Consider the following 22,386-nt stretch of genomic DNA (forward strand, 5'->3'; position numbering starts at 1 on the left):
TTATTTTAACCACCAACTTACAGAGCGAATAACATCGGCTCCATTAAATTGACGGTCTATTGCTTTTTGTAAGTTACTAGGGTTATTGTTGTACTCCCCAAGTGGGTAAATCCATCTAAGTCCAGGGGTGTTATCGCCCTTGGTTTTAAATTTAGGAAATCCCGTTCTTAAGTGGTCGTAATAAATACTCCAATTACCTTGGTGAAACATAGTGATGTACTTTTGGGTTAGAATCTGCTCTAAAGCTGCATTAAAATCTTCCACCATTAAAGTAACTTTACTTTGGCTAATATAATTAACATACTCATTGGTTGTATAATAAGAAGCCTGTTCTTTTGCATAAGTGGCATAAAATTCAAAATTGGCTTTAATACCCTGGGTATAAAAAGTAGTAGCATCTGCGTTAATCCATCCTCTTAGGGCTGCTTCTGCTAAAATAAACTGCAACTCACTATAGCTTAAAATACTAGTAGGCTCATTTACAGGATTCTGGTAATAACGCTGATTTACCTTTGAGATATTCTTTTGTCCAACTAAAGCTTCATTCTCCCAATAAGCTACTGTGGGATCTCCCCCATTATAGCCGGAGAAATCTCCAATACTTAGCCCCTGCTCTAAGGCACTAGCAGTAGGTTGAGCAAAGGCAAAAAGTCTTGGATCTTTCAAGTCTTTTAAAAGATCAATAAAAGTAGCAGACATGTACATACCAGACCCATAAGAACTAGAGTTAAATTGAGGATATCTACTTCCATTTTGATCAAAATAACGCAGTTCTCCACTGTCTTGGTTATTTCTAAACAAAGGACTGTTTTGATAGATCTCAGCAAATCGCTGAGCAACACTTTGTCCGTCAATAGTAGTCTTCTTAGACAAACTCATCAAGACCTTTAACTGATAAGAATTGATTAATCTAAGCCATTTATCGCTATCTCCCCCATAGATTATATCTCCTTGTAAAGGTGCATTAGCTACAATAAGGCTTTGGGCTAAATCTAGCTCTTTTAAAACTCCTGCCAATACCTGTTCTTGGGTATCATAAACTGGAAAAATAACACCTTGTTCCCCTTGTAAGGCTTCACTATAGGGAATATCTCCAAATTTTAAACTTAATTGGTAAAAGAAGTAGGCTTTCAAAAAATGACCAATGGCTATATATTGTGGCTTTTCATATTCCACAGCTTGCTGCATCATTTTGTCCGTTTGAAGCAGTTCTCTAAATAAAGAATAATCCCCCCTACCCCATTTGTAATATTGATAGGTATTTTCTCCATCGGTAGAAATAAGCATTCGAGAGGCATATTCTTTAGAGATTCCCTCCAAAGTAAATGCTCTTTTACTCAAGGGAGTTAAAAGCAAGTGAGGAGAGGCACTTTGCACCTTATTTGGGTCCTGGTTTAATTTATCTAAGTCTTGACAGCCAACAAAGGTAAAAGCTGACAAAGCAAAAAGAGCTATTCTACGGTATATTTTCATGGTTATTTACAATTAAAATTTAACATTCACTCCTAGCCCAATCCAACGGCTAGATGGGTCTTGTATATCATTTGCTCCAGTAGTGTCATAATCGGGATCGGAGTATAATCCTTTTGATTTTTTCCAAATAAATAGGTTATATCCTGTTAAGCTAGCTGATAAAGCACTAATGCGTTTGGTCTTAAGCAAAGAGGTAAAGTCATAACTAAAAGCTAGGGTACGCAATTTGAAATAGGTTCTGTCAAAAATATTGGCAAACTCTTTACTTTGGGCCTGAGTTACTCTGGCTCTATAAGGGTAATTTTGGGCCCAAGTTTGCCAAGAAATTGCCGTGGTATGCTCTTGGTAGACTCTGGTATCCGATACAATATTTCCATTGGTATCGGTAATAAGTTCTCCAGAAACGATATTTACTCCTTTAGGTACGTATACCCCTTGTCCACTTTGGTATTCTTGATCTCTATAAGCAACGCTATTGGGATGTTTACCTCCCCACCACATTTTCTCTACAACCTCAGAGCGCATTACTCCACCCCAAATACCATCAATACCAATATTTAATCCTAGGTTTTTATATTTAAAGGTATTATTCCATCCTAGAATCCACTTTGGATCAAGGTTACCTACTTTTCTTGGCGTTTTATCTATAGTTGGCAATCCTGTAACTGCATCTAAGATTAAATCCCCATCTGGTGTTGTTTCCCAAACACTAGCATAAAAAGAATCTGCTCTATCGTTTAAATTAAAATTGCCGTATTTAGGAGCACCTCCATAGATTTGGGTAAGTTTTTTCTCTTTAGTACTCCAATTCACGGAAGTAGAATAACTAAAATCTTCTTTATCTACGACTTTGGCCACTAAAGAAACTTCAAATCCATTGGTGGTATACTCATTTCCGTTTACGCGCATGGAACCAAATCCGGAACCTTCTGAAACTGGAAATTGAATTAAGAAGTTAGAATCCACCACTCTATAATAGGTAAGATCCATACTTAAGCGCCTTTTTAAAAACGAAGTAGAAAGACCTAATTCAAAAGAGCGAGATTTCTCTGGTAAAAGATTTGGGTTTAAAATACTATTGGGGTATTCTACCATTTGATTACCATTAAAAGAAGGGTTAATCGGACTATAAGCCGCTTGAAGTAAATAAGGATCTAAATCACTGGATACTTCTGCCCAAGAAGTATAGAGTTTTAAATAATCTACACTGGAGGGTAAAGAAACTAAGTTAGATAGCATCACACTTAAAGATGCTGAAGGATAAAAATAAGATCGGTTAGCTTTAGATAAAGTACTAGACCAGTCATTACGTCCAGCAAAAGTAAGGAAAAAAGCATTGTAAAAATCCAATTCTATGGTTCCATACACACTATTTACCGCCTTTTTAATTGTAGTATTTGTTGCCGTAACATTCCCAGTGGAGTTACCCAAATTATACACTCCAGGAACAGTTAATCCATCGGCTGCAGAATAAGTGTTTTTTCGTTGGTAATACCTAGAGGCTGCTCCAGCGTTTACATTTAAGGAAATTACATTGCTTATATCTTTGTTATACATGGCAAGGATATCGTATTCAAAATCTAATCTTTGATCGTTATCTATACTAAAGCCACCTTCTCTGGAAGCGCTATAATTAAAATAAGATTTTGGGCTTTGTACCTCGGTAGAATTGGAAGTAGACACCCCAGATGCTCTACCTTGAATTACTAAATCTTCAGTAGCTTGATAGGTTAAACTAAGTTGGCTATTAACAATATCTTTATCCCAAATTCGCTTAAAGTACTCTGCTCCAAACCAAGGGTTATTATACCAAGCATAATTGTAATTGGCCTGTTTATAGCCCTCCATACCAGGAACCCATAAATTGTTTTTTAAATCTCTTCCATTTACATCATTACCCATCCATATTAAAATAGTATACATATGTCCCGAAGGGTTGTAACCGTAATTAGGTACATTAGGAGCGTGGATTTTCCCATAACTAAACTTACTATCTAAAGTAAACTTATCGCTTAAAAAAGAAGTGGACTTAAAGCTCAAATTACCCTTATACATAGAGGTATTAGGTACTCTATCTTTATTGTAATTAAACTCTCCACCTATGCGGTAAGAACCTTTTTCACTTTTATTGGTTACAGCAAAATTGGTTCTAGAAATTATACCATTTTGCATAAACTCCTTTAGGTTATCATGATACTGCCAGGCAATTGGAACTCTTTCATATTTACTTCTATCGTTATATTGAGTAGACTCAACACTTCCGTACCATGGAATAATCTCTCCAGTGGCTTTATCCAAAATGGGAGAGTTCCACTGAGCAATTTTCTTGTCTCCATCAAACTTAGGTCCCCAGATCATATCACCATCAGATATACCTCCATCTTTTCCATCCCAGAATTCGTATTGTCCATTACTCCCACTTCCATACTGGGTTTGGGTTTTTGGATATACAGTAAAACCTGCACTTATCATTAAGTTTTGAGAAGCAGTTACCTCAGTACCTTCTTGTTTGGCATTTTTTGTGGTAATTAAAATAGCACCATTTCTACCTCTAGAACCATAAAGTACAGAAGCACTAGTACCTTTTAATACGTTTATATTGGCAATATCCTCTGGAGATACATCGAAAAAGTCTGTACTTACAGCAATACCATCAATAACCACCAAAGGGGACTTCCCTCTTAGTGAAAACGACGGAGCTTGCATCATACCCGGAGGGTTGGATACCTGTAATCCTGCTACTTGTCCTGAGAGTAAGCTACCTACATTGGGTGTGGCTACCTCTTGCACTTTATTTACATCGACTTGTTGGGTAGCATAACCAATGGTCTTTTCAGCTCTTGTTATCCCTAAAGCGGTAATAACCACTTCGTCTAAAGAGGAATCCTCACTTTGTAATATTATGGTTAATAGATTGTTCTCATTTACGCTTACCTCTTTATTTTGGTAACCGATAAAACTGACAATCAGAATATCGCCTTTTTGTACATTAATACTAAAATTACCTTCAAAATCAGTTGCTACTCCATAACTGCTCCCTTTAATAGTTACGGAGGCTCCCGGTAAGCTAAAGCCCTCATGGTCTAATACAACTCCCTGTAAGTTAAAGCCATCTTGCGCCATAGCTCCCCAGGGAAGAAAACTAAAAAATAGCATAAAAAATAGTAAATGTCGTTTCATTTTTATTATTGTTTTTGGTTGAGTACAAAATTGGCTCATCTGAAAAACAATAGTATTAACCAAATATTAACAAAAAAACAGACAGCTTACCCTAGTGTTAAATTAGCTAAAAAATAAAAAACGTTTTATTAACACAGTATTCTATATATAACTCCAAAGTTTATTCCATGAAAAAAAGGTTTTTGTCGCCACAACAAAAACCTTTTCACTCATTATAAACAACAAAACAACAACACTTTAAGCACTAAAATCCCCTATAAAAAACTAGTATAAAACTTAATAGCTCTTGTTTTTATGGGATAGTATTAGTGGATGTACTATTAAAATTGACACATAAGGTCTTCTACATATCTATTGTGGAATTTATTGACCTGTATCCTCATAGTCTTTAGATCTTGAATTAAATCCTTAGCAATAACCTGATTTGCATTAGTATACACACTAATGGGAAGGCCCTTATACTCCATTTGTAAGCACTCTAACATATTTTGTAGACTCGCGGCACTTTGAATAAGAAAAATAGGCTCATTCAGAGTCATTGAAAGCAAATCCATGCTACCATCTACATTACTTAAAACAATAGGAGTGCTAGAGTCAATACAATGCAAATCTATACCTACAGGATAGTGTAAAATGGCTCCTTGTAAAATAGCCATATGCACAAGGTGAATAAGTTGCGAACTATACTTAGAGCCTTGATGGCCATTTAACCTGTGGCAATTCATTTGTGTGACCTGAGTGGTTAGCTCTTTGGTAAATTCCCATTCATGGCTTTTGTGTACAATAATGGGATGTGCAATTAACTCTAAATGATAGCTATTTTGCAATCTTTGAACAACAATTTGCTTTGCAACTTGTTCCATTTTGGCATCACTTAGAACTAAAACAGGCATATCTGGGATGCTTTTTATATTACTTTGTATTAAACTACCTATAAGGTGCTCTTGTAAAAGAGTTGCATTTTGCTTGGTACCCAAAAAATCTACTTTACCGACCATTGGATCGCTAAAAATTTGTTTGAGTTGAATCTTATTACAAAACACAATACTCACCACTCCTTTTGGAAAACCACAAAATTGGAGAATTTGCTGCATCTTCTCACGGATTAAAATCGCTCTTTTACTAGGTTTAATTACCAAAGTGTTACCAAGGGGAATCTCCTGTAAAATAGACTTAATCATTTGAAGCAAAATAAAATTCTTATAGTGCATAGAAACAACAATCTTAGGTTTTTGTTGTTTGCCTAGCTTAAGGGGATTAGTATTCTTTGAAAAACTAGCAGCATTAAGGCAATAATCATTTAAAACAGCAATACATAAATCTACTTCTTGTCTAGCTAAAAAAAGATTCTTGCCACTATCTTTGGCAATACAAAGTGCTAAAGAGGCTTTATTCTCTGTAAAATAATCCTTCATTTTAAAAAAGATCTTTCTATGGAAACCCTTTAACTTACTTTGCATAAAAAGTGCCTTGCTAGCTAAATGTAGCGTCTCTTGTAATACAAGAGGATTATCACTAGTAAAGCCTAGCTGTTTATGGCTACTTGGAACACTTATTTTCATTTGCACAAAAAATTTATTTAACTAAAATATAAATATTTTTTTTAACAGTATGATATTTTAGTTAATTTATAACTGATTTAAACATATTAAACACATTAAATATACTAAAATAACCTATACTAAAATAGTATATTATGAATATAACCATAAAAAAACTAATTACTACCAACAAGAATATAAAATTGACAATATTTTACAGTAAACCTTAGGAGAGAAACTACCTTTTTTGTATCATCGCAGCCCTAACCTAACCACAATCATCTGTTATTAAATATGTTGCAAAAAAGAAATCATAAATATAACAATGCAACTCTGTTGCAACCTTTACATAAAATATAGAATGTATTGTTGTAATACAATGTTTTTTAGTATTTTTGCAACGATGAAAGCCACTCGATACATAGCGCACCTTGTTTTATCCCTACTAATCTTAGTAGTGGCAAGCTACCCATGTACCGATAGGTTCGAATATGCCCCTTCTGTAGTAAACACTACAAATTATACCTCAGCCACAGCTTCAAACGATACTTCTATCCAAAAGGAAATAACCCTTAAGGATACATGCTCTCCTTTGTGTACCTGTAATTGTTGTGCTACTTTTATTACATTGGCATTTTCTGTAAATCTACCAGAGGCTAAAACTTTTTCTTTAAATAAAGAAGTAGTATCCTTTTATAATTACTTCCCACAAAATATTGCCCAAAGCATCTGGCAACCACCTAAAATAGCATAATAAATTTTAACGTTTTTAACATAGTTTTCTTAAATTTAAACTATGAATACACCTATTAAAACTAAATTTTATTACAATGCTAGATAAAATCATACAATTTAGTATCCAAAATAAGTTTATTATAGGATTGCTAACCCTTGCCTTAATGGTAGTGGGAGGCTATTCTGTGTCAACTTTACCAATGGATACCCAGCCTGATATTACCAATAATCAGGTGCAAATTATAACTAGTTCTCCTACTTTAGCCACACAAGAGGTAGAGCAGTTCATTACCTACCCTATTGAACAGGCGGTAAAACCAATCCCAAATATTACCGAACTTAGATCCATTAGTAGATTTGGATTAAGTGTAATTACCGTAGTATTTACCGAGGATACAGATATTTATTGGGCCAGAACTCAAATTAACGAAAAGCTTAGCGAAGCCTCAGAAATTATTCCTAAAGGAGTTGGAACACCAGAGCTTGCACCAGTGAGTACAGGTCTTGGAGAGATTTACCAATATGTGGTTTACCCCAAAGAAGGATATGAAGACCAATACAACAGTATGGATCTTCGTACCATTCAAGATTGGATTATCAAACCACAACTTTTGGGAGTAAAAGGTGTTGCAGAGGTAAACACTCTTGGGGGGCAACTAAAACAATATGAAATTGCTGTAAAACCAGATTTGCTAACCTCTTTAGATACTTCCATCTTGGAAATATTTCAAGCATTAGAGGCAAATAACGAAAACACAGGAGGTGCTTATATCGATAAAAAACCTTATGCCTACTTTATCCGAAGCGTTGGTATGGTGTCTAATTTAGAAGACATTGAAAAAATTGTAGTTAAAAACGTTAATGGTACTCCTGTGTTAATTCGCGATGTTGCAGATGTGCGCATTGGAAGTAGTATACGTTATGGAGCTGTTACCAAAGATGGTTTAGGAGAAGATGTAGGTGGAATGGTAATGATGCTCAAAGATGCCAACACTCAAGAGGTAGTAAATCTTGTGAAAGAGCGCATGGCCCAAATTGAGAAATCCCTTCCTGAGGGAGTTGCCATTGATACCTTCTTAGATCGTACAAAATTAATTGATAAAACAGTTAAAACCATTCAAACCAACTTAATGGAGGGGGCTTTAATTGTAATTTTCGTATTAGTTATTTTCCTTGGAAACTGGCGTGCAGGATTAATTGTAGCCTCTGTGATTCCGCTTTCTTTACTATTTGCCATCTCTTTGATGCGTTTATTTGGAGTAAGTGGAAACTTAATGAGCTTAGGAGCTATTGACTTTGGTTTAATTGTCGATGGGGCCGTTATTATTGTAGAGGCCATTGTACACCGACTTCACCTTGGAAAGAAAAGACGGTTATCCCAAGCTCAAATTAACCAAGAGGTATACCAAGCTTCTTCTAAAATTCGAACAAGTGCAGCCTTTGGGGAGATTATCATCTTAATTGTGTACTTGCCCATTTTGGCTCTTTCTGGTATTGAAGGTAAAATGTTTGGTCCTATGGCACAAACGGTATCCTTTGCAATCTTAGGTGCATTTATTTTATCATTAACCTATGTACCAATGGTTTCTTCCCTGTTTTTATCTAAAAATGCTGGAAAGGAAAAACCGAACTTTAGCGATCGATTAATCCAAAAAATATACAAGCTTTACAAACCTATCTTAGAAAAAGCATTCAAAGTAAAGCAATTAGTCTTAGGTCTTGCTTTAGTTCTATTTGCTTACTCTGTATATGTGTTCTCTAATATGGGAGGAGAATTTATTCCAACCTTAGATGAAGGAGACTTAGCCACTCACGTGATTATTTCCTCTGGAAGTTCCCTTTCACAAGAAATTGAGACCACTACTTTAGCCGAGCAAATTTTAAAAGAAAATTTCCCTGAGGTAAAGATGGTAATTTCCAAAATTGGTAGTGCGGAGATTCCAACCGACCCAATGCCTATGGAGGCAGCGGATTTAATTGTGGTATTAAAAGAAAAGGATGAGTGGACCAGTGCTAGTACAAAAGAAGAGTTAATCTCAAAAATGGAGCATGCTCTAGAGCAAATTCCTGGAGTAACAACAGAATTCTCTCAACCTATTCAAATGCGATTCAACGAGTTAATGACTGGAGTTAGAAGTGATGTTGCGATTAAAGTATTTGGAGAAGACCTAGATAGACTAGCTGCTATTGGAGAGGAAATCAACGGCTATATAGCAGATGTTCCAGGAGTGAGTACTCCTAAATTAGAGAGAGTTTCTGGACTTCCGCAAATTAGTATTTCTTATGACAAGGATAAACTAGCTATGCATGGACTTAGTATTGGACAAATTAGTCAAATCATTCGAATGGGGTATGCTGGAGAAGCCGCCGGATTTGTATATGAAGGAGAAAAGAGATTTGACCTTGTAGTTCGATTAGATCAAGATGCTAGAGCAGATATTGAAAATATTAGAAATACCTTTATCCCACTTCCAAACGGAGGTCAGATTCCCCTAGGTCAAATAGCCACTATCGACTATGAAGATGGACCACAACAAATTAGTAGAGAAGATGGAAGAAGACGTATTGTTCTTGGGTTTAACGTTAGAGAAAGAGACGTAAAAAGTGTAGTAAATGACATTCAAGGAATTTTAGATCAAAAACTAACTTTACCTGATGGCTATTATGTTACTTATGGAGGACAGTTCGAGAATTTAGTTGAAGCAACTAATCGTCTTAGTATAGCGGTTCCTATAGCCCTTGCTCTAATTTTTATACTGCTTTATTTTACCTTTAGATCGGTAAAACAATCCCTTATGATTTTCACGGCTATTCCCCTATCGGCCATCGGTGGAATTGCAGCCCTTTGGCTACGTGATATGCCTTTTAGTATTTCTGCTGGAGTAGGTTTTATTGCTCTATTCGGAGTTGCCGTATTAAATGGTATTGTACTTATTGGCCAGTTTAACGCTCTAGAAAAAGAAGGTATGCCACTATACGAAAGAATTATTGAAGGAACTAAAATCCGACTACGACCAGTACTATTAACAGCAATGGTTGCCTCTTTAGGTTTTTTGCCTATGGCACTATCTAATAGCGCTGGAGCTGAGGTGCAAAAGCCATTAGCTACTGTAGTAATTGGAGGACTTATATCGGCTACAATTTTAACTTTAATTGTCCTACCTATTATCTACTACTATGAAGAAAAAGGATTAGGACTTTCTAAAAAAGCAAAAGCCGCAGCTTTAGCCTCTTTACTACTGTGTATGAGTATACCAACAGTAGCCCAAGAAAAAGGACAAGTGATCTCCTTAGAGCAAGCAATCGAATTGGCTACTCAAAACAATCAATCCATTGATGCAGCACGTTTAGGAGCGCAAAGCCAACAGCAGTTAATTAAAACTGCCTATGACATCCCAAAGACGGAAGTATCCACTGGTTTTGGTCACTTAAGTGGAATAGAAAAAAAGGATATTTCATTAGATGTATCTCAAAGCTTTAGTCCTTTTACCTATGGTAAGAAAAAAGAGGTATTAAAAAACAATTATCAGGCTTCTGTTTTAATGCTACAAAAAAGCCAAATTGAAGTTGAGTTTTTGGTGAAGCAATCTTGGCACAATATGCTTTTTGCTATGAGTAGATCATTAGTTTTACAAGAGCAATTAGATTTATTAAAGGAGTTTTCTGCTTCGGCTAAACTACGCTATGAAACAGGGGAATCTACCCTTATGGAAAGCAATGTAGCCATAGCAAAGGAACAAGAGGTCAATGTGATGCTAACCCAAAACATAGCCCTACTTTTAAACGAAAAGTCCAAGTTAAGAGCTCTATTAAATATACAAGAGGATTTTACTCCTTTAGAAGCAGGATTAGAATTTGACCCACATGATGTGTTTGAGCAAATTGATCTAAGCCAAAATAATTCTTTATTATTAGCAGAAAATCAAATTAGCACTTCACAGGCACAAACAAAACTAGAGAAATCGGCATTTTTACCAGATATTTCCCTAGGTTATAGCATAGAATCGGAATCTGGTTTGCAGACAATGAGTAATGGAACAACCAAAAATTATGGCCAACAACTGCGTATTCCAAGTTATTCAGTAGGTATCACTATCCCTATTTTCTTTGGAAGTCAAAGCTCAAAAGTAAAGGCCTTGAAAACAAAAACAAAACAATTAGAAGTAGAGAAAGATTATTTGCACACGCAACTAAGTGCTAATGTACAGCAGCAATTAGATAATATTTCGGCCCAAGATAAGGTTATTCAATACTATCAAACAAGCGCACTAAAAAACGCAGATATCATAACTGATCACGCCAATAAACAATATAACAATGGAGACATTTCCTATGTAGAATACATACAATCTATGGAAACAGCATTCACCATTTATATTAATTACTTAGAAGCAGTATTGCAATACAACTTAAGCCACAACACTTTACATTACCTAATTAATCAATAATTGATCATGAAAAAATCCATCTTATACTTTGGTTTTGCTCTTAGCTTACTAAGCCTTAGTTGTACTACTAAAGACAAAACCTCTATCGATACAATAGATTCTACTTCCCAAGAACAGCAAGAAAATGCTTCTTTAAACAAAGAAGTAGAATTAAATAACGCCCAGTTTAAAGCAGCAGGCATTACTTTAGGACAAATTCAAGATAGAAACTTAAGCGATGTTCTAAGGGTAAATGGACTAATCAAATTACCTGCAAAAGACCAAGCGGATGTAACTAGCTTTTTAGGAGGAACCGTTACACAAATCAATGTAAATGTTGGACAACACGTAACAAAAGGTCAAACCTTAGCTATGATTGAGAGTCCAGAGTTTATCCAATTACAAGAGCAGTATCTAGTTTCTAAGAACAACTTAGATTATTTGGAATTAGAATACCAAAGACAACAGACCTTAAGAGAGCAAAATGTAAACTCTCAAAAGATTTATCAAAAGACAAAATCGGATCTAAATGTTGAAAGAGCACGTTACCAAAGTTTAACCAATCAATTAAAATTACTTAATGTAGCCCCTGGTTCTAGTGCAGCTAGCATGAGAATTACTGCTCCTATTACTGGAAATATTGCCAGTATTGATGTAAAGATTGGTACTAATATTGCCCCTGGACAATCTTTGTTTAACGTAGTAGACAATACTAAAGTACACTTAGATTTAATGGTATTTGAAAAAGATTTAGCACAAATTAAAGTAGGGCAAACCGTTAGCTTTAACTTGACTAATAATGAGTCTACTCCAATAAATGCAACTATTTTTAGTATTGGAAATGCTTTTGAACCAGGAACTAAAACCGTTGCTGTTCACGCAAATATTGAAAAAACAGATCAAACTCTTGTACCAGGCTTTTATGTAAATGCTCTAGTAAACTTAGGAGATTCTAAAGTGCCATCGCTACCAAACACAGCTATTGTAAAGGCAGAGGGTAAAGAGTTTATCTTTGTGGTAGAAGATCAAACAAAGGAGGAATATCACTTTGAGCGTATTGAGGTAAAAACTGGTACATCGGAATTAGGATACACTCAGGTTAGTGTACTTATGGCCTTACCAGAGGATCCTCAAATTGCATTAACAGGAGCTTACTACATCCAAAGCCATTTGATTAAAAACGAAGGTGGCGGTGGCCATGATCACTAAAATAGAAGTGATAAATAATAGATGCGTAAAAAAATCTGCTTTTTTAAAAAAGCAGGTTTTTTTATGCCCTTACTTTTGCACTACCGTATAATGCAGCACTTTTACGTCTTCAAAACAACTACCTTCTTCCTAGCTACAACGAAATAAGATGAAAAAATAACCTATCTTCTATTTCATTAAAAACACAATCAAAAAGCAAGCTTCTCTCCTATTCTACCTTGTATAAATTAAAAAGAGTGATTTAAATAGCTTCTACTGGGGTTTATAATTTATTCTATCTCAAAGTATGTAAAGTATGTTTTCAACCCCTTACAACCTCCTAAAGAAGTTGTTTTTGATTTTCATAGCTCCCTTTTTCTATTCATCCCATAAAACTCCTCTAAAAGAGGATAAACTGCTTAAGTGTAGAAAAAGAATAGTCAGCAAATTTCCCATGGTTCGTCTTAGGGTTTAAATAAGTGTCATGATAATAAAAAAACATATAGAAAACCATAGGCTAATAATGCCTTTAATGAATTTACTAAAAGAACATTTGTTTTGGCATTAAGCAAAAAAAAGGAGCTAAAAACATATCGTTTTCAACTCCCTTTTATAATTAATATAGAAACTCCGTTTTAAAAAGTCATTCTCAAATTATTATAATTCCAAAATGATAAATTCACTTCTTCTATTTAACTGGTGCTCTTGTATTGTACATGGAACTCCGTTAGAACATTTGTTTAATAGTTGGCTCTCCCCATATCCTCTACCTTGTATACGGCTTGAATCAATCCCTTGCTCAATTAACCATTTAATAGTAGATTTTACGCGTCGATCTGAAAGACCCATGTTGTAGTTATCATCTCCTCTTGAGTCTGTATGAGAACGAACATCAATTTTCATAGAAGGATATTCTTGCATTACTGCGTAAATCTTGATTAACTCCTCTTGAGCATCGGGACGAATATTAGACTTGTCAAAATCGAAATAAATTGGATTAAGTCCAAGAGTTTTAAATAAATCGTCTCCTACTTTAAGCCCTAAAGTACTTTTCTCTAGTTTTACATCAGCAGTAACTGCTGTAGTGGATACTGGTAAAGTAAGCATTACTTCATTGCTTTGGTAATCCTGCTTTTCAGCTTTTACTATAATCATCTCTCCACAAGGTAGAGTAGCATTTGGATTATAGTAACCATTTTCATCACTTGTTAAGGTAAATAACACCTCATTTTTCTGATTGTAAATAGTAACTGTAGCACCTGGTATAACCTCATTAGTATCTGTATCAATGATACGTCCATCTAAAGTAATTGCACATGGTATTTCACTAAAGAAATAAATGTTATCACCTGCAGTTTCAGCCTGGCGATTAGAACTTACAAATCCCTTTTTACCATTAGTAGTAAAAAGTGCAAAGTCATCCATACTGGAGTTAATAGGACTACCCATATTAATAATTTGGGTTACTTCTCCAGTAGCAGTTAAACGCGTCATAAAGATGTCTAATCCTCCTAAACCTGGATGTCCATCAGAGGCAAAGAATAAAATTCCATCTTTAGAAATAAATGGAAATGTCTCTCTTGCCGAAGTATTGATCTTATCTCCTAAGTTAATAGGCTCACCATACTGGCCATTAGGTAGAATTTCTACCTTAAAGATATCCGATGCTCCTAAAGTACCTTTTCTATCTGAAGAAAAGAAAAGCCATTTTTCATCTACACTTAAAGTAGGGTGAGCTGTATTGAAGTTATCTGAGTTAAAAGGTAACTCTTCTACCGCTGACCATTTACCATCTTCTGATTTTTGGCTTTTATAAATTTTAAGTAAGGAATTCTTACTTTTATTTCCTTTTTTGCGTCCGTTTGCTTTTGAGTTATTACGGGTGAAATACATTGTATTTCCATCTTTAGTAAAGATAGCAGTAGCGTCATTTACCTTAGAATCCATTTCACTTAAAAATACAACCGGCTCACTAAAGGTACCGTCATTTTCTATTGTTGTAGAAAATAAGCTAGTAAAATTCTCATTAGTCCAAGCGTGTACCCCGTTAGAAGCTTTTGCAGAATTCTCTCTAGCAGAAGTAAAGATTAAATCATTTCCTAAAACGAATCCACCATAATCTGAAAACTCAGAGTTCACCTCTATAGCTTTAAGATTATACTTTTCTCCTTGCTGGGCAATTTGCTCTAAGTAATCTCTATTACCAGTGAATAGAATCGCACGCTTATCTTGGGTTTCCATTTGGTTAAATACCCCCATAATAGAATCACTCTTTGCATAATCTTCCACTGCTCTTAAAGTCTGTGCATAACGATAGTAATGCTCAGAAGAGATAGGCTCTTTACCTTTGTCTTTGTACTCTGCTTCAAAAAGCTCTGTATACCACTCATTAGCTTTGTCTAACTTACCATTGAAATAATAAGCATCTGCTAACTTTTGTAATATCTCTTGATTTTTATAGCCTTTTTCCGCGATACGCTCATACATTTGAATAGCATCTACATAAGCTAATCTGTCGTATCTTGTATCTGCTTTTTTATGTGTTTTTACTTGGGCAAAACCACTTAAAGCACCCATAAAAAGAAGTAGGCTTACTAAGCCTACTTTTACTTTATTTTTTATCATAACTAGAAGTCTTTAGAAGAACCTTGGAGCATTGATGCTTCCGCGTCTGTTAAATAGTTCAAAGCGCAACATAATCTCGTGAGATCCTGAATTGTAGTGACGTAACTTAGTAGTTTCCGCATCATAAGAATAACCAACAAATAAGTTATCATTGATTTGAAATCCTGCTAAAGCACTAACTGCAGCATCCCAACGATAAGCAGCACCAAGAGTTAATTTCTCCAAAATTAAAAAATTCGCCGTTAAATCCACTTGAAGTGGAGCACCTGTTACTGCTTTAGCTAAAAATGCAGGCTTGAATTTTAAATTATGGCTAAGGTCAAATACATGTCCCCCCATTAAATAAAAGTGAGGCTTTTGACGCATAGTAGTCATATCATTATCATCGTAACGATCGTTTTCCAAAAACATTGGTACTGATAATCCTAAATAAGTTCGCTCTGAATATAAGTATAAACCAGCTCCAATATTTGGTGTGAATTTATTATTTATATTACTAGCTGAAATTGGATCATCCGGGTGACGAATAGTTAACTTTTGATAATCCACACTTAATAAATTAGCTGTTCCTTTAATACCAAAAGCTAATTTATAATCATAGTTAAGATCAATAGCATAAGAAAGGTCAATAGCAATGTTATTGTCATTCATTGCTCCAAGCTTATCATTGATAAAGTTCACCCCTAGTCCTAACCCTGAATCTCCAAGAGGAGTATTCACAGAAAAACTTGCCGTCTTAGGTGCTCCTTCTAATCCAACCCACTGGGTTCTATATAAACCAACAGCTGTCATGGTTCCTCTACTTCCTGCATAAGCCGGGTTAATAGCGGAGGTATTATACATATACTGCGTGTATTGAGGATCTTGTTGAGCAAAAGCATTTTGGTAGCATCCTAAAGCTAAAAGGGTGATACCTAGATATTTTATTGTTTGAAAAAATTTCATACGTACGTTTTAATTTTAATGCGTCTCTAGGTGTAAATACCCAGCTTTTTTAATGGTACTATTTCCGTTTGTACCTGTGTACTCATAAGTAAGTACGTAATAATAAGTTCCAGTTGGTAACATCTGGTTTTTATCCACCGTTACTCTACCTTCTGAGTATCCTCTAAATACATTTACAGAACCGTCCCCTTTAGCGTCATAATTAGAAGTTTCGAAAACTTTTACTCCCCAACGGTTGAAAATCTCTAGGCGGTTATCTGGGAACTTATGTAAGTTTTCAATTTCGAAGTAGTCGTTCTTCCCATCTCCATTTGGAGTAACAAGGTTGTAAATAACTACATCTCCATCTAAAATAAGATCTGTTTTAACAGTAGCTAAAGTAAAGAAACCATAACCTTTAACTGCAGTTGGAGTAGTAATCTCTTTATTTGCTAAATCTACTATTCCTCCTTCGTCTACCCAAAGATTTTCATAAGGATCAAAACGAACAATATGAAGTTCTTTTTCTGGATCTTTTAAAAGTTCCGCTGGGGTAGTACGCTCGTCCCAACTTAAAGTAAGAAGAATATCTTCTTTATGGTTAGAGCTTCCTTTTTCTACAATCCAGTACTCATTCTTATCAAGGATATTGATTACTCCAGACACATGAGGACGCGCTCTAAAAAAGGCTTTATCCTCTAAAATATAGGTTCCTTCGTACGCATCGGTTTTACTACTAGGAGCACTTATTGCAGAATATCTATAAAGACCTTTATCTCCTTTTGGATATTGAAAGGCTTCTTGTCCAATTTTTTCTACCATTCCCTCTGCATGCGAACGATCCGTTGGATTAAGAGCTTGTGCTGAGTGATGAAAAGTTAGAGAACCATTTAAAGAATCTACTTGAATGATTCCATCTTGGAAGTCTACCGATCCGTTAACATCCATAGCATTTTTTAAATCAAATGCCATTACAGGAGTTGGGTTCTTTAATATTACATGATGAAACTCAGAAATACTTTCTCCTGAGATTAATTGTGTACCTGTATTTTGTTCATAAGGAGTGAAAATGGCAGTAGAATTCTGCGCATTAGTACTATGGGTGTAAATATTATCATTATTAAAATCGTGATAAAAATAAACCGTACCATCATTTTTCACATTCCCTTGTTGGGTATTATCAAAAGGATAAATAGTAGACATAAGTCCGCCTTCAGCCACTGTGATAACCCCTTCATTGGTAAATACTTCTTTTTTATCATTGCTTTGCGCGTTCGTTACAAATGGCAAACAAGCTAAGAAAATAAAAGAGTATTTTTTATTAGGTGTATACATAGCTTTTAATTTTGAATAAGAATAGTCGCACTAGTTAAACTAGCACGACCCATTCTTTATATTACTTACTTAGTCTCTAACTACAAATACGATATTAATATAGCTTGCAGCAGTACCGCGACCAATAATATCATAAGTCATTACTCCTTCTTTGGTAATACCTGTAATTTTGAAAACAGATTTATCATAATAAGTAACGTAGTACTTTAAATCACCTTTTTCAAAAGTCGGGATAATATCTAATTCTCTAGCAGTATCTCCAGCTTCACTACTTACAAAAGAACCTGAAGCTCCACCGAATTGTTTGATATACTCGGCGTGAAGATCCATTTTAAGGCCTGTTGCATCATTAGTAGTATCAAAAGTAACAGCAGGCATATAGAATACTTTTGGCATAGCAGCTTTTGCTTGTGCAACAGCATCTACAGTTTTTAAGTATCCTTTATCATCTACTACTACAATTCTATCTGAAGCTTTTCCTTCGAAAGTTGGAAGAGCTCTAAAACGAACATCTCCTTTGTTTCCAGTTAATGTCTTGTTATTGGATCCAACTGGTTTACCAGCACCTACATCCAAAGTAGCAGTTGGTTTAGCAGCTTCATCAGTAAGACCAACGATACCTATACCTGTGTTACCATTTTTAAGCATAGCAAAAGCTGTACTTGCGTTACCTGCCACTTTATCACTTGTTCTACCTCCAGTACCATTACCAATTTGGAAATGAATGGCATTTGGATCTTCAAATTCTCCTTTTTTTTCATCAGAAAGAGAAGAGTTTCCATTTAAGATAGCATTATAAGCTCCCATTACCGTTTCTCTTTGGGTTGTAGATATTGTACCATAACCTAAAGCCATTGATTCAAAAGCGCGAGTTTTAATATCATTTCCAAAAGCAAAAGAATATGTAGCATCTGTCTGAGAAGCATCACCTATAACAATTGAAGCATCAGCGTTTGCTTTTACATTTTGTCCAATCGCAATACCATACATACCGGTTGACATTGCGTAATTACCTATAGCCACACTTCCGAACTCACTAGCAACAGAACTTGAAATAAGAGCAACAGAACCCGGCCCAACAGGATACGATATACCATCAAAACCTTCTTCTGTACCTCGAGCATAAGCTCCACGAATTGCTCCAGCAACATCTAAATCTGCCCCTGCCATTCCTGTTTCTTTATTGATAGCAACAGCACCCATTTGATAAATAGCTTGAGTATTTAAAGTAGCTTTATCACCACCTGTTGCTACAGTTTCACCATCTTCACCAGCAGCTTCACCTTTCTGTACAAACCATGGTTCTACCATTAAAGTAGATTTATCCATCCACTCTGGATTACCATCTTTATCTGTACCTAATACTTGATCCTTTAAATCAGTACCCCCTTTAATGTCATCAGGAGTAATAGTATCATCTTGAATTTCATCACCTGTAATACTTCCTTTGGCAATACTTAAATGAGTATCTACTAAAACAGCTCCTTGTTTCATTCTAGCTGAATCTCCATCTATTGCAGGAGTTGCTGTACCAATTGAAATCTTACCATCTGTAGTTAGATTCTTAGCATTAAGAATATTTTCAACATTTACATCTGGCATTCCTGGAACCCATTGTCCTGGTTTTCCATCTTTACCTTCTTCATATACTAAAGCTTGTCCATCTTTACTTGGAGGTGTAGGTGAAACAGGAGTGTTTTGGATTCCTCCAACCACTGTTTTCCCATCCGTATCTAAAGTAACATCTCCAGCAAGAGTTAATCCTTCAGGTGCTGCCTCCCATTGGATAACTTTATTACCTTCTACTTCTGTTGTAGTTAGAATCTGTCCTTTGTTTCCAGGTTTAATCTGATTTACATTTAGAATCCCACCGATTTTAGATAAATTCAAAGCTTTTTCATTTACATCTAAAGTAGTTCCTTTTAAAGTAGTTCCTTCTCCACCTACAACAGTAATTCTAGGAGTAGCTCCTTCTGTATCTACCGCTCCAGTTAAGTTTTTAGCTCCAGCTAAGTGATCCACATTAGTATTTCCTGGAATCCAAGATTTAGAAGTTTCGTCATAAACTAAAACTTGTCCATCTTTAGTTGGAGGTGTAGGTGCAACTGGAGTATTTTGGATTCCTCCAACAACTGTTTCCCCAGCTTTATCTAAAGTAACATCTCCATCAAGATTTAATGAAGGCGCATCAATCCATCCTACAACAGTATTATCCCCTACTTTTTTAGAACTTAAAATTTGCCCTTCTGTTCCAGGAGTAATTTCTAAAGTAACATCTGCAAAAGTTGTGTTCTCAGGTTTTTCCTTGTTAGCGTTTACAACAGTAATACTTGTAGAGCTTATTTTTCCTTTAGCTAACTCTCCTTTAACAGTTGAGTAATTTATATTTAAAGATCCCTCTTTGTCCACATTTAATCCTGCTCCTGGTTTTACAACTCCTGGAGTATTCTCTGTAGCAATACTTGCTCCAGGTACATCTTTCCACTCTACAAGAGTTTTACCATTTTCAATTGTAGTTGTTAATATCTGTCCAGCATTCTGTGCAGGAGTAATTTCTAAAGTAACATCTGCAAAAGTTGTGTTCTCTTTATTGTCTGTACCATTATTAACTGTAATAGTACTAGAGCTAACTTTTCCTTTAGCTAATTCTCCTTTAACAGTAGGAAAATCTACATCTAAAGCTCCCGTATCTTTATTTTTAACTAAACCGTTCCCAGCAACACTTGCATCTACTTTACCAGCAGTTACAGAGTTATTTTGTAACATTCCTGAGTTAACAGCACCATTTAAATCCACTATAGAATCAACACCGTTAACTGTAGAAGTAATTTTGTTATAATTATCTTCACCTTCAGTTTTTCCTAATTCCAAAGTATTTGTAGTACCTGAAGCATCTTCCCATTTAGTAATAACATTGTTGCTATCATCTTTCTTAGAAACTAAAACTTGTCCATCCTTTCCTGGAGTAATTTGATTAACTTCTAATTTACCTCCAATACTCTGTAGTTTTAAATTTGCTTCGTTAACATCTAAAATAGTATTCTTTAGAGTCGTACCTAATCCATTTGTAATTGTGATACGTTCTGCTCCTGCAGCACCAACAGCAGTTAAATCTTTAGCATTTTTAGCCGTAGATAAATCCACGTTTAAAGATCCGTCTATATCTACGTTTAATCCAGCTCCAGGTTTTACAACTCCTGGAGTATCTTCAGTAGCTAAAGGACTATCTTTCCAAACTGTAGTTGTACTACCATCAGCATTTTCAACTGAAGTTAATACTTGACCTTCTTTTCCAGCTGCAATTTCTAAAGTAACATCTGATAATGTTGGAAGTACTGATCCTTTATCAACTAATACATTTATAGAAGAAGATAAAATTGTACCGTTAGCTAAGTCTCCTTTTACATCTAATATATCTACATTTAAAGATCCGTCTTCATCTACGTTTAATCCTGTTCCTGGTTTTACAACCCCTGGAGTATTTTTAGTAGCATTTGGTACATCTAAAGTATAAGTAACTAAATTCTTTTTTGAAGAATCTTCCGTTACAGTGATGTTTGTTCCAGCAATAACTTTTACGTCATTTTGGTTTGTTTTAACTAATGTATCGATATCTAATTCATTTTCTTTACTAGATTCATCGATATAAGTTAATTTATTTGTGGTTGCATTATAAACAAGTTGAGTTAAACTTTGTTCAACCTTAACTAATTGTTTTAATACGTTATATAAATCAAGATCTGTTTTATTTTCAATAACTTGAATTAAGTCACTAACAACAGTTATATCTTGTGTTTTACCATGTTCATTTGTGTAAGTATATAACCCTGGTCTTTGCTTTACTAAAGTAGTAAGGGTTTCATGGGATTTCACATAATCAGCAATATTTAGCGTAGTGCTATTTCCAGCTTCATCAATAAAAGTAAAAGTACCGTCTTCTTTATTACCATCAATTTTAGTAACAGTTTCAAAATTTTTAACTGCCCCTGCGATATCTATAACAGTCGGTTGTCCTTTCTCATCAATATATTTTAATGCACCAGTTGCTGGGTCATACTCAACCACAGTTAAAGTTTCACTAAATAATCCTTGAATGATATTTTTTACTTTATCCCCATCAAGATTTAATATATCTTGGAACTGATTCACTACAATCTCAGGAATATCCGCCTCAGATGTCATTCTATGCCATCTATCAATATGCCAATAGTAATATCCTGGAGTTACACTTAAAACAACATCTCTACTTGGAACGCCATTTGTATTGAATACTAATAAACTTTCTACGTTTCCGTTTGAGATAGTTTTTGCATCTTTAATATCGCTTAAAGCAACATTTGGAATTAACAAACCTCTATTGTTTGCGACAACAGAAAGTTCTGCACTCTTATTAGGTGTAGCTGTACCAATTCCTACTTGCGCTTGAGCAACAAAAGAGGTTCCCATTAGTAAGGCAACAGAGAGTAATCTTTTTTTCATAATTGAGTTTTATATTATTTTTTTTTATAACTTGTATAATATTAGTCTATTTATCAAATGCATAGCATATTTTCAAACTAGAAAGACTACATTAATTTAGACATGTATAAAGTTTTTGTTTTTCGCTATAACTACGTCTCGTAATATAATGAGGATAAACAGCTTAGTTTTAAAACATGATAAATGTCATAAATCGGGTGCAAATTTACTCATACTTTAGGCCAAATCAAACTACTGTTAAAATCCAATACGATGTGTTTATGTTAATTTAAGTATCTGAAAATCGATTTTTAACTTCTATAAAGCTTATGCAATTAAATATAGATCAACATAAGACACTATAATTAAAGACTTTATGATTGTAAAACATTACTTCTCTACCTGCTTACCCATAGAATACAATACTTAAAATTATTAACACTAAATTAAGAGAAAGTATACTTTTCGGATATTCCTTCCAAAGGAAAATCAGTCTATAA

10 protein-coding genes are annotated in these 22,386 nt (G+C 34.9%); 3 read left to right on the forward strand and 7 right to left on the reverse strand.

The genetic code is table 11. The features are described from left to right. From ACYSNX_RS07095 to ACYSNX_RS07105, 3 genes are all read right to left on the reverse strand, one after another. A complete protein-coding gene (locus ACYSNX_RS07095; protein ID WP_461753986.1) occupies positions 1-1,473 on the reverse strand; it encodes a SusD/RagB family nutrient-binding outer membrane lipoprotein in 1,473 nt (490 codons plus the stop codon). Positions 1,474-1,485: 12 nt separating this feature from the next. Beyond that, entirely contained in the window at positions 1,486-4,653 is a 3,168-nt protein-coding gene (locus ACYSNX_RS07100; protein WP_461753987.1) for a SusC/RagA family TonB-linked outer membrane protein, read from the reverse strand. 320 nt (positions 4,654-4,973) lie between these two features. Further along, positions 4,974-6,215, reverse strand: a complete 1,242-nt coding sequence (locus ACYSNX_RS07105; RefSeq protein WP_461753988.1) for an aldehyde dehydrogenase family protein — start codon at positions 6,213-6,215, stop codon at positions 4,974-4,976. Between the two features lie 358 nt (positions 6,216-6,573). Here ACYSNX_RS07105 and ACYSNX_RS07110 point away from each other — a divergent pair, with 358 nt between their 5' ends. From ACYSNX_RS07110 to ACYSNX_RS07120, 3 genes are all read left to right on the forward strand, one after another. Beyond that, on the forward strand, positions 6,574-6,948 hold the full coding sequence (locus tag ACYSNX_RS07110; RefSeq protein ID WP_461753989.1) for a DUF6660 family protein: 375 nt from the start codon (positions 6,574-6,576) through the stop codon (positions 6,946-6,948). Between the two features lie 76 nt (positions 6,949-7,024). Next, positions 7,025-11,377, forward strand: coding sequence for a CusA/CzcA family heavy metal efflux RND transporter (locus ACYSNX_RS07115; protein WP_461753990.1), 4,353 nt, complete (start codon positions 7,025-7,027; stop codon positions 11,375-11,377). A gap of 6 nt (positions 11,378-11,383) precedes the next feature. Next, positions 11,384-12,565, forward strand: a complete 1,182-nt coding sequence (locus ACYSNX_RS07120) for an efflux RND transporter periplasmic adaptor subunit (protein WP_461753991.1) — start codon at positions 11,384-11,386, stop codon at positions 12,563-12,565. Positions 12,566-13,201: 636 nt separating this feature from the next. On the opposite strand, the gene ACYSNX_RS07125 is transcribed toward ACYSNX_RS07120, so the two are convergent. The 4 genes from ACYSNX_RS07125 to ACYSNX_RS07140 form a co-directional block, all read right to left on the reverse strand. Further along, positions 13,202-15,169 carry an OmpA family protein gene (locus ACYSNX_RS07125; RefSeq protein WP_461753992.1) on the reverse strand — a complete coding sequence of 656 codons (1,968 nt, stop codon included), beginning with the start codon at positions 15,167-15,169 and terminating at the stop codon, positions 13,202-13,204. Positions 15,170-15,181: 12 nt separating this feature from the next. After that, entirely contained in the window at positions 15,182-16,114 is a 933-nt protein-coding gene (locus ACYSNX_RS07130) for a PorP/SprF family type IX secretion system membrane protein (RefSeq protein ID WP_461753993.1), read from the reverse strand. A 15-nt stretch (positions 16,115-16,129) separates the two neighbouring features. After that, entirely contained in the window at positions 16,130-17,428 is a 1,299-nt protein-coding gene (locus ACYSNX_RS07135; RefSeq protein ID WP_461753994.1) for a gliding motility-associated C-terminal domain-containing protein, read from the reverse strand. Positions 17,429-17,497: 69 nt separating this feature from the next. Beyond that, the gene (locus tag ACYSNX_RS07140) at positions 17,498-21,907 is read right to left on the reverse strand and encodes a hypothetical protein (RefSeq protein ID WP_461753995.1); all 4,410 of its coding nucleotides are present in this window, start codon (positions 21,905-21,907) and stop codon (positions 17,498-17,500) included. Positions 21,908-22,386: the final 479 nt, after the last annotated feature.

Source organism: Myroides sp. LJL115 (assembly GCF_054871665.1).

Coding starts and splice junctions, on each gene's coding strand:
- ACYSNX_RS07095 (WP_461753986.1), bottom strand. CDS start 1,473: ATGAAAATATACCGTAGAATAGCTCTTTTTGCTTTGTCAGCTTTTACC.
- ACYSNX_RS07100 (WP_461753987.1), bottom strand. CDS start 4,653: ATGAAACGACATTTACTATTTTTTATGCTATTTTTTAGTTTTCTTCCC.
- ACYSNX_RS07105 (WP_461753988.1), bottom strand. CDS start 6,215: ATGAAAATAAGTGTTCCAAGTAGCCATAAACAGCTAGGCTTTACTAGT.
- ACYSNX_RS07110 (WP_461753989.1), top strand. CDS start 6,574: ATGTTTTTTAGTATTTTTGCAACGATGAAAGCCACTCGATACATAGCG.
- ACYSNX_RS07115 (WP_461753990.1), top strand. CDS start 7,025: ATGCTAGATAAAATCATACAATTTAGTATCCAAAATAAGTTTATTATA.
- ACYSNX_RS07120 (WP_461753991.1), top strand. CDS start 11,384: ATGAAAAAATCCATCTTATACTTTGGTTTTGCTCTTAGCTTACTAAGC.
- ACYSNX_RS07125 (WP_461753992.1), bottom strand. CDS start 15,169: ATGATAAAAAATAAAGTAAAAGTAGGCTTAGTAAGCCTACTTCTTTTT.
- ACYSNX_RS07130 (WP_461753993.1), bottom strand. CDS start 16,114: ATGAAATTTTTTCAAACAATAAAATATCTAGGTATCACCCTTTTAGCT.
- ACYSNX_RS07135 (WP_461753994.1), bottom strand. CDS start 17,428: ATGTATACACCTAATAAAAAATACTCTTTTATTTTCTTAGCTTGTTTG.
- ACYSNX_RS07140 (WP_461753995.1), bottom strand. CDS start 21,907: ATGAAAAAAAGATTACTCTCTGTTGCCTTACTAATGGGAACCTCTTTT.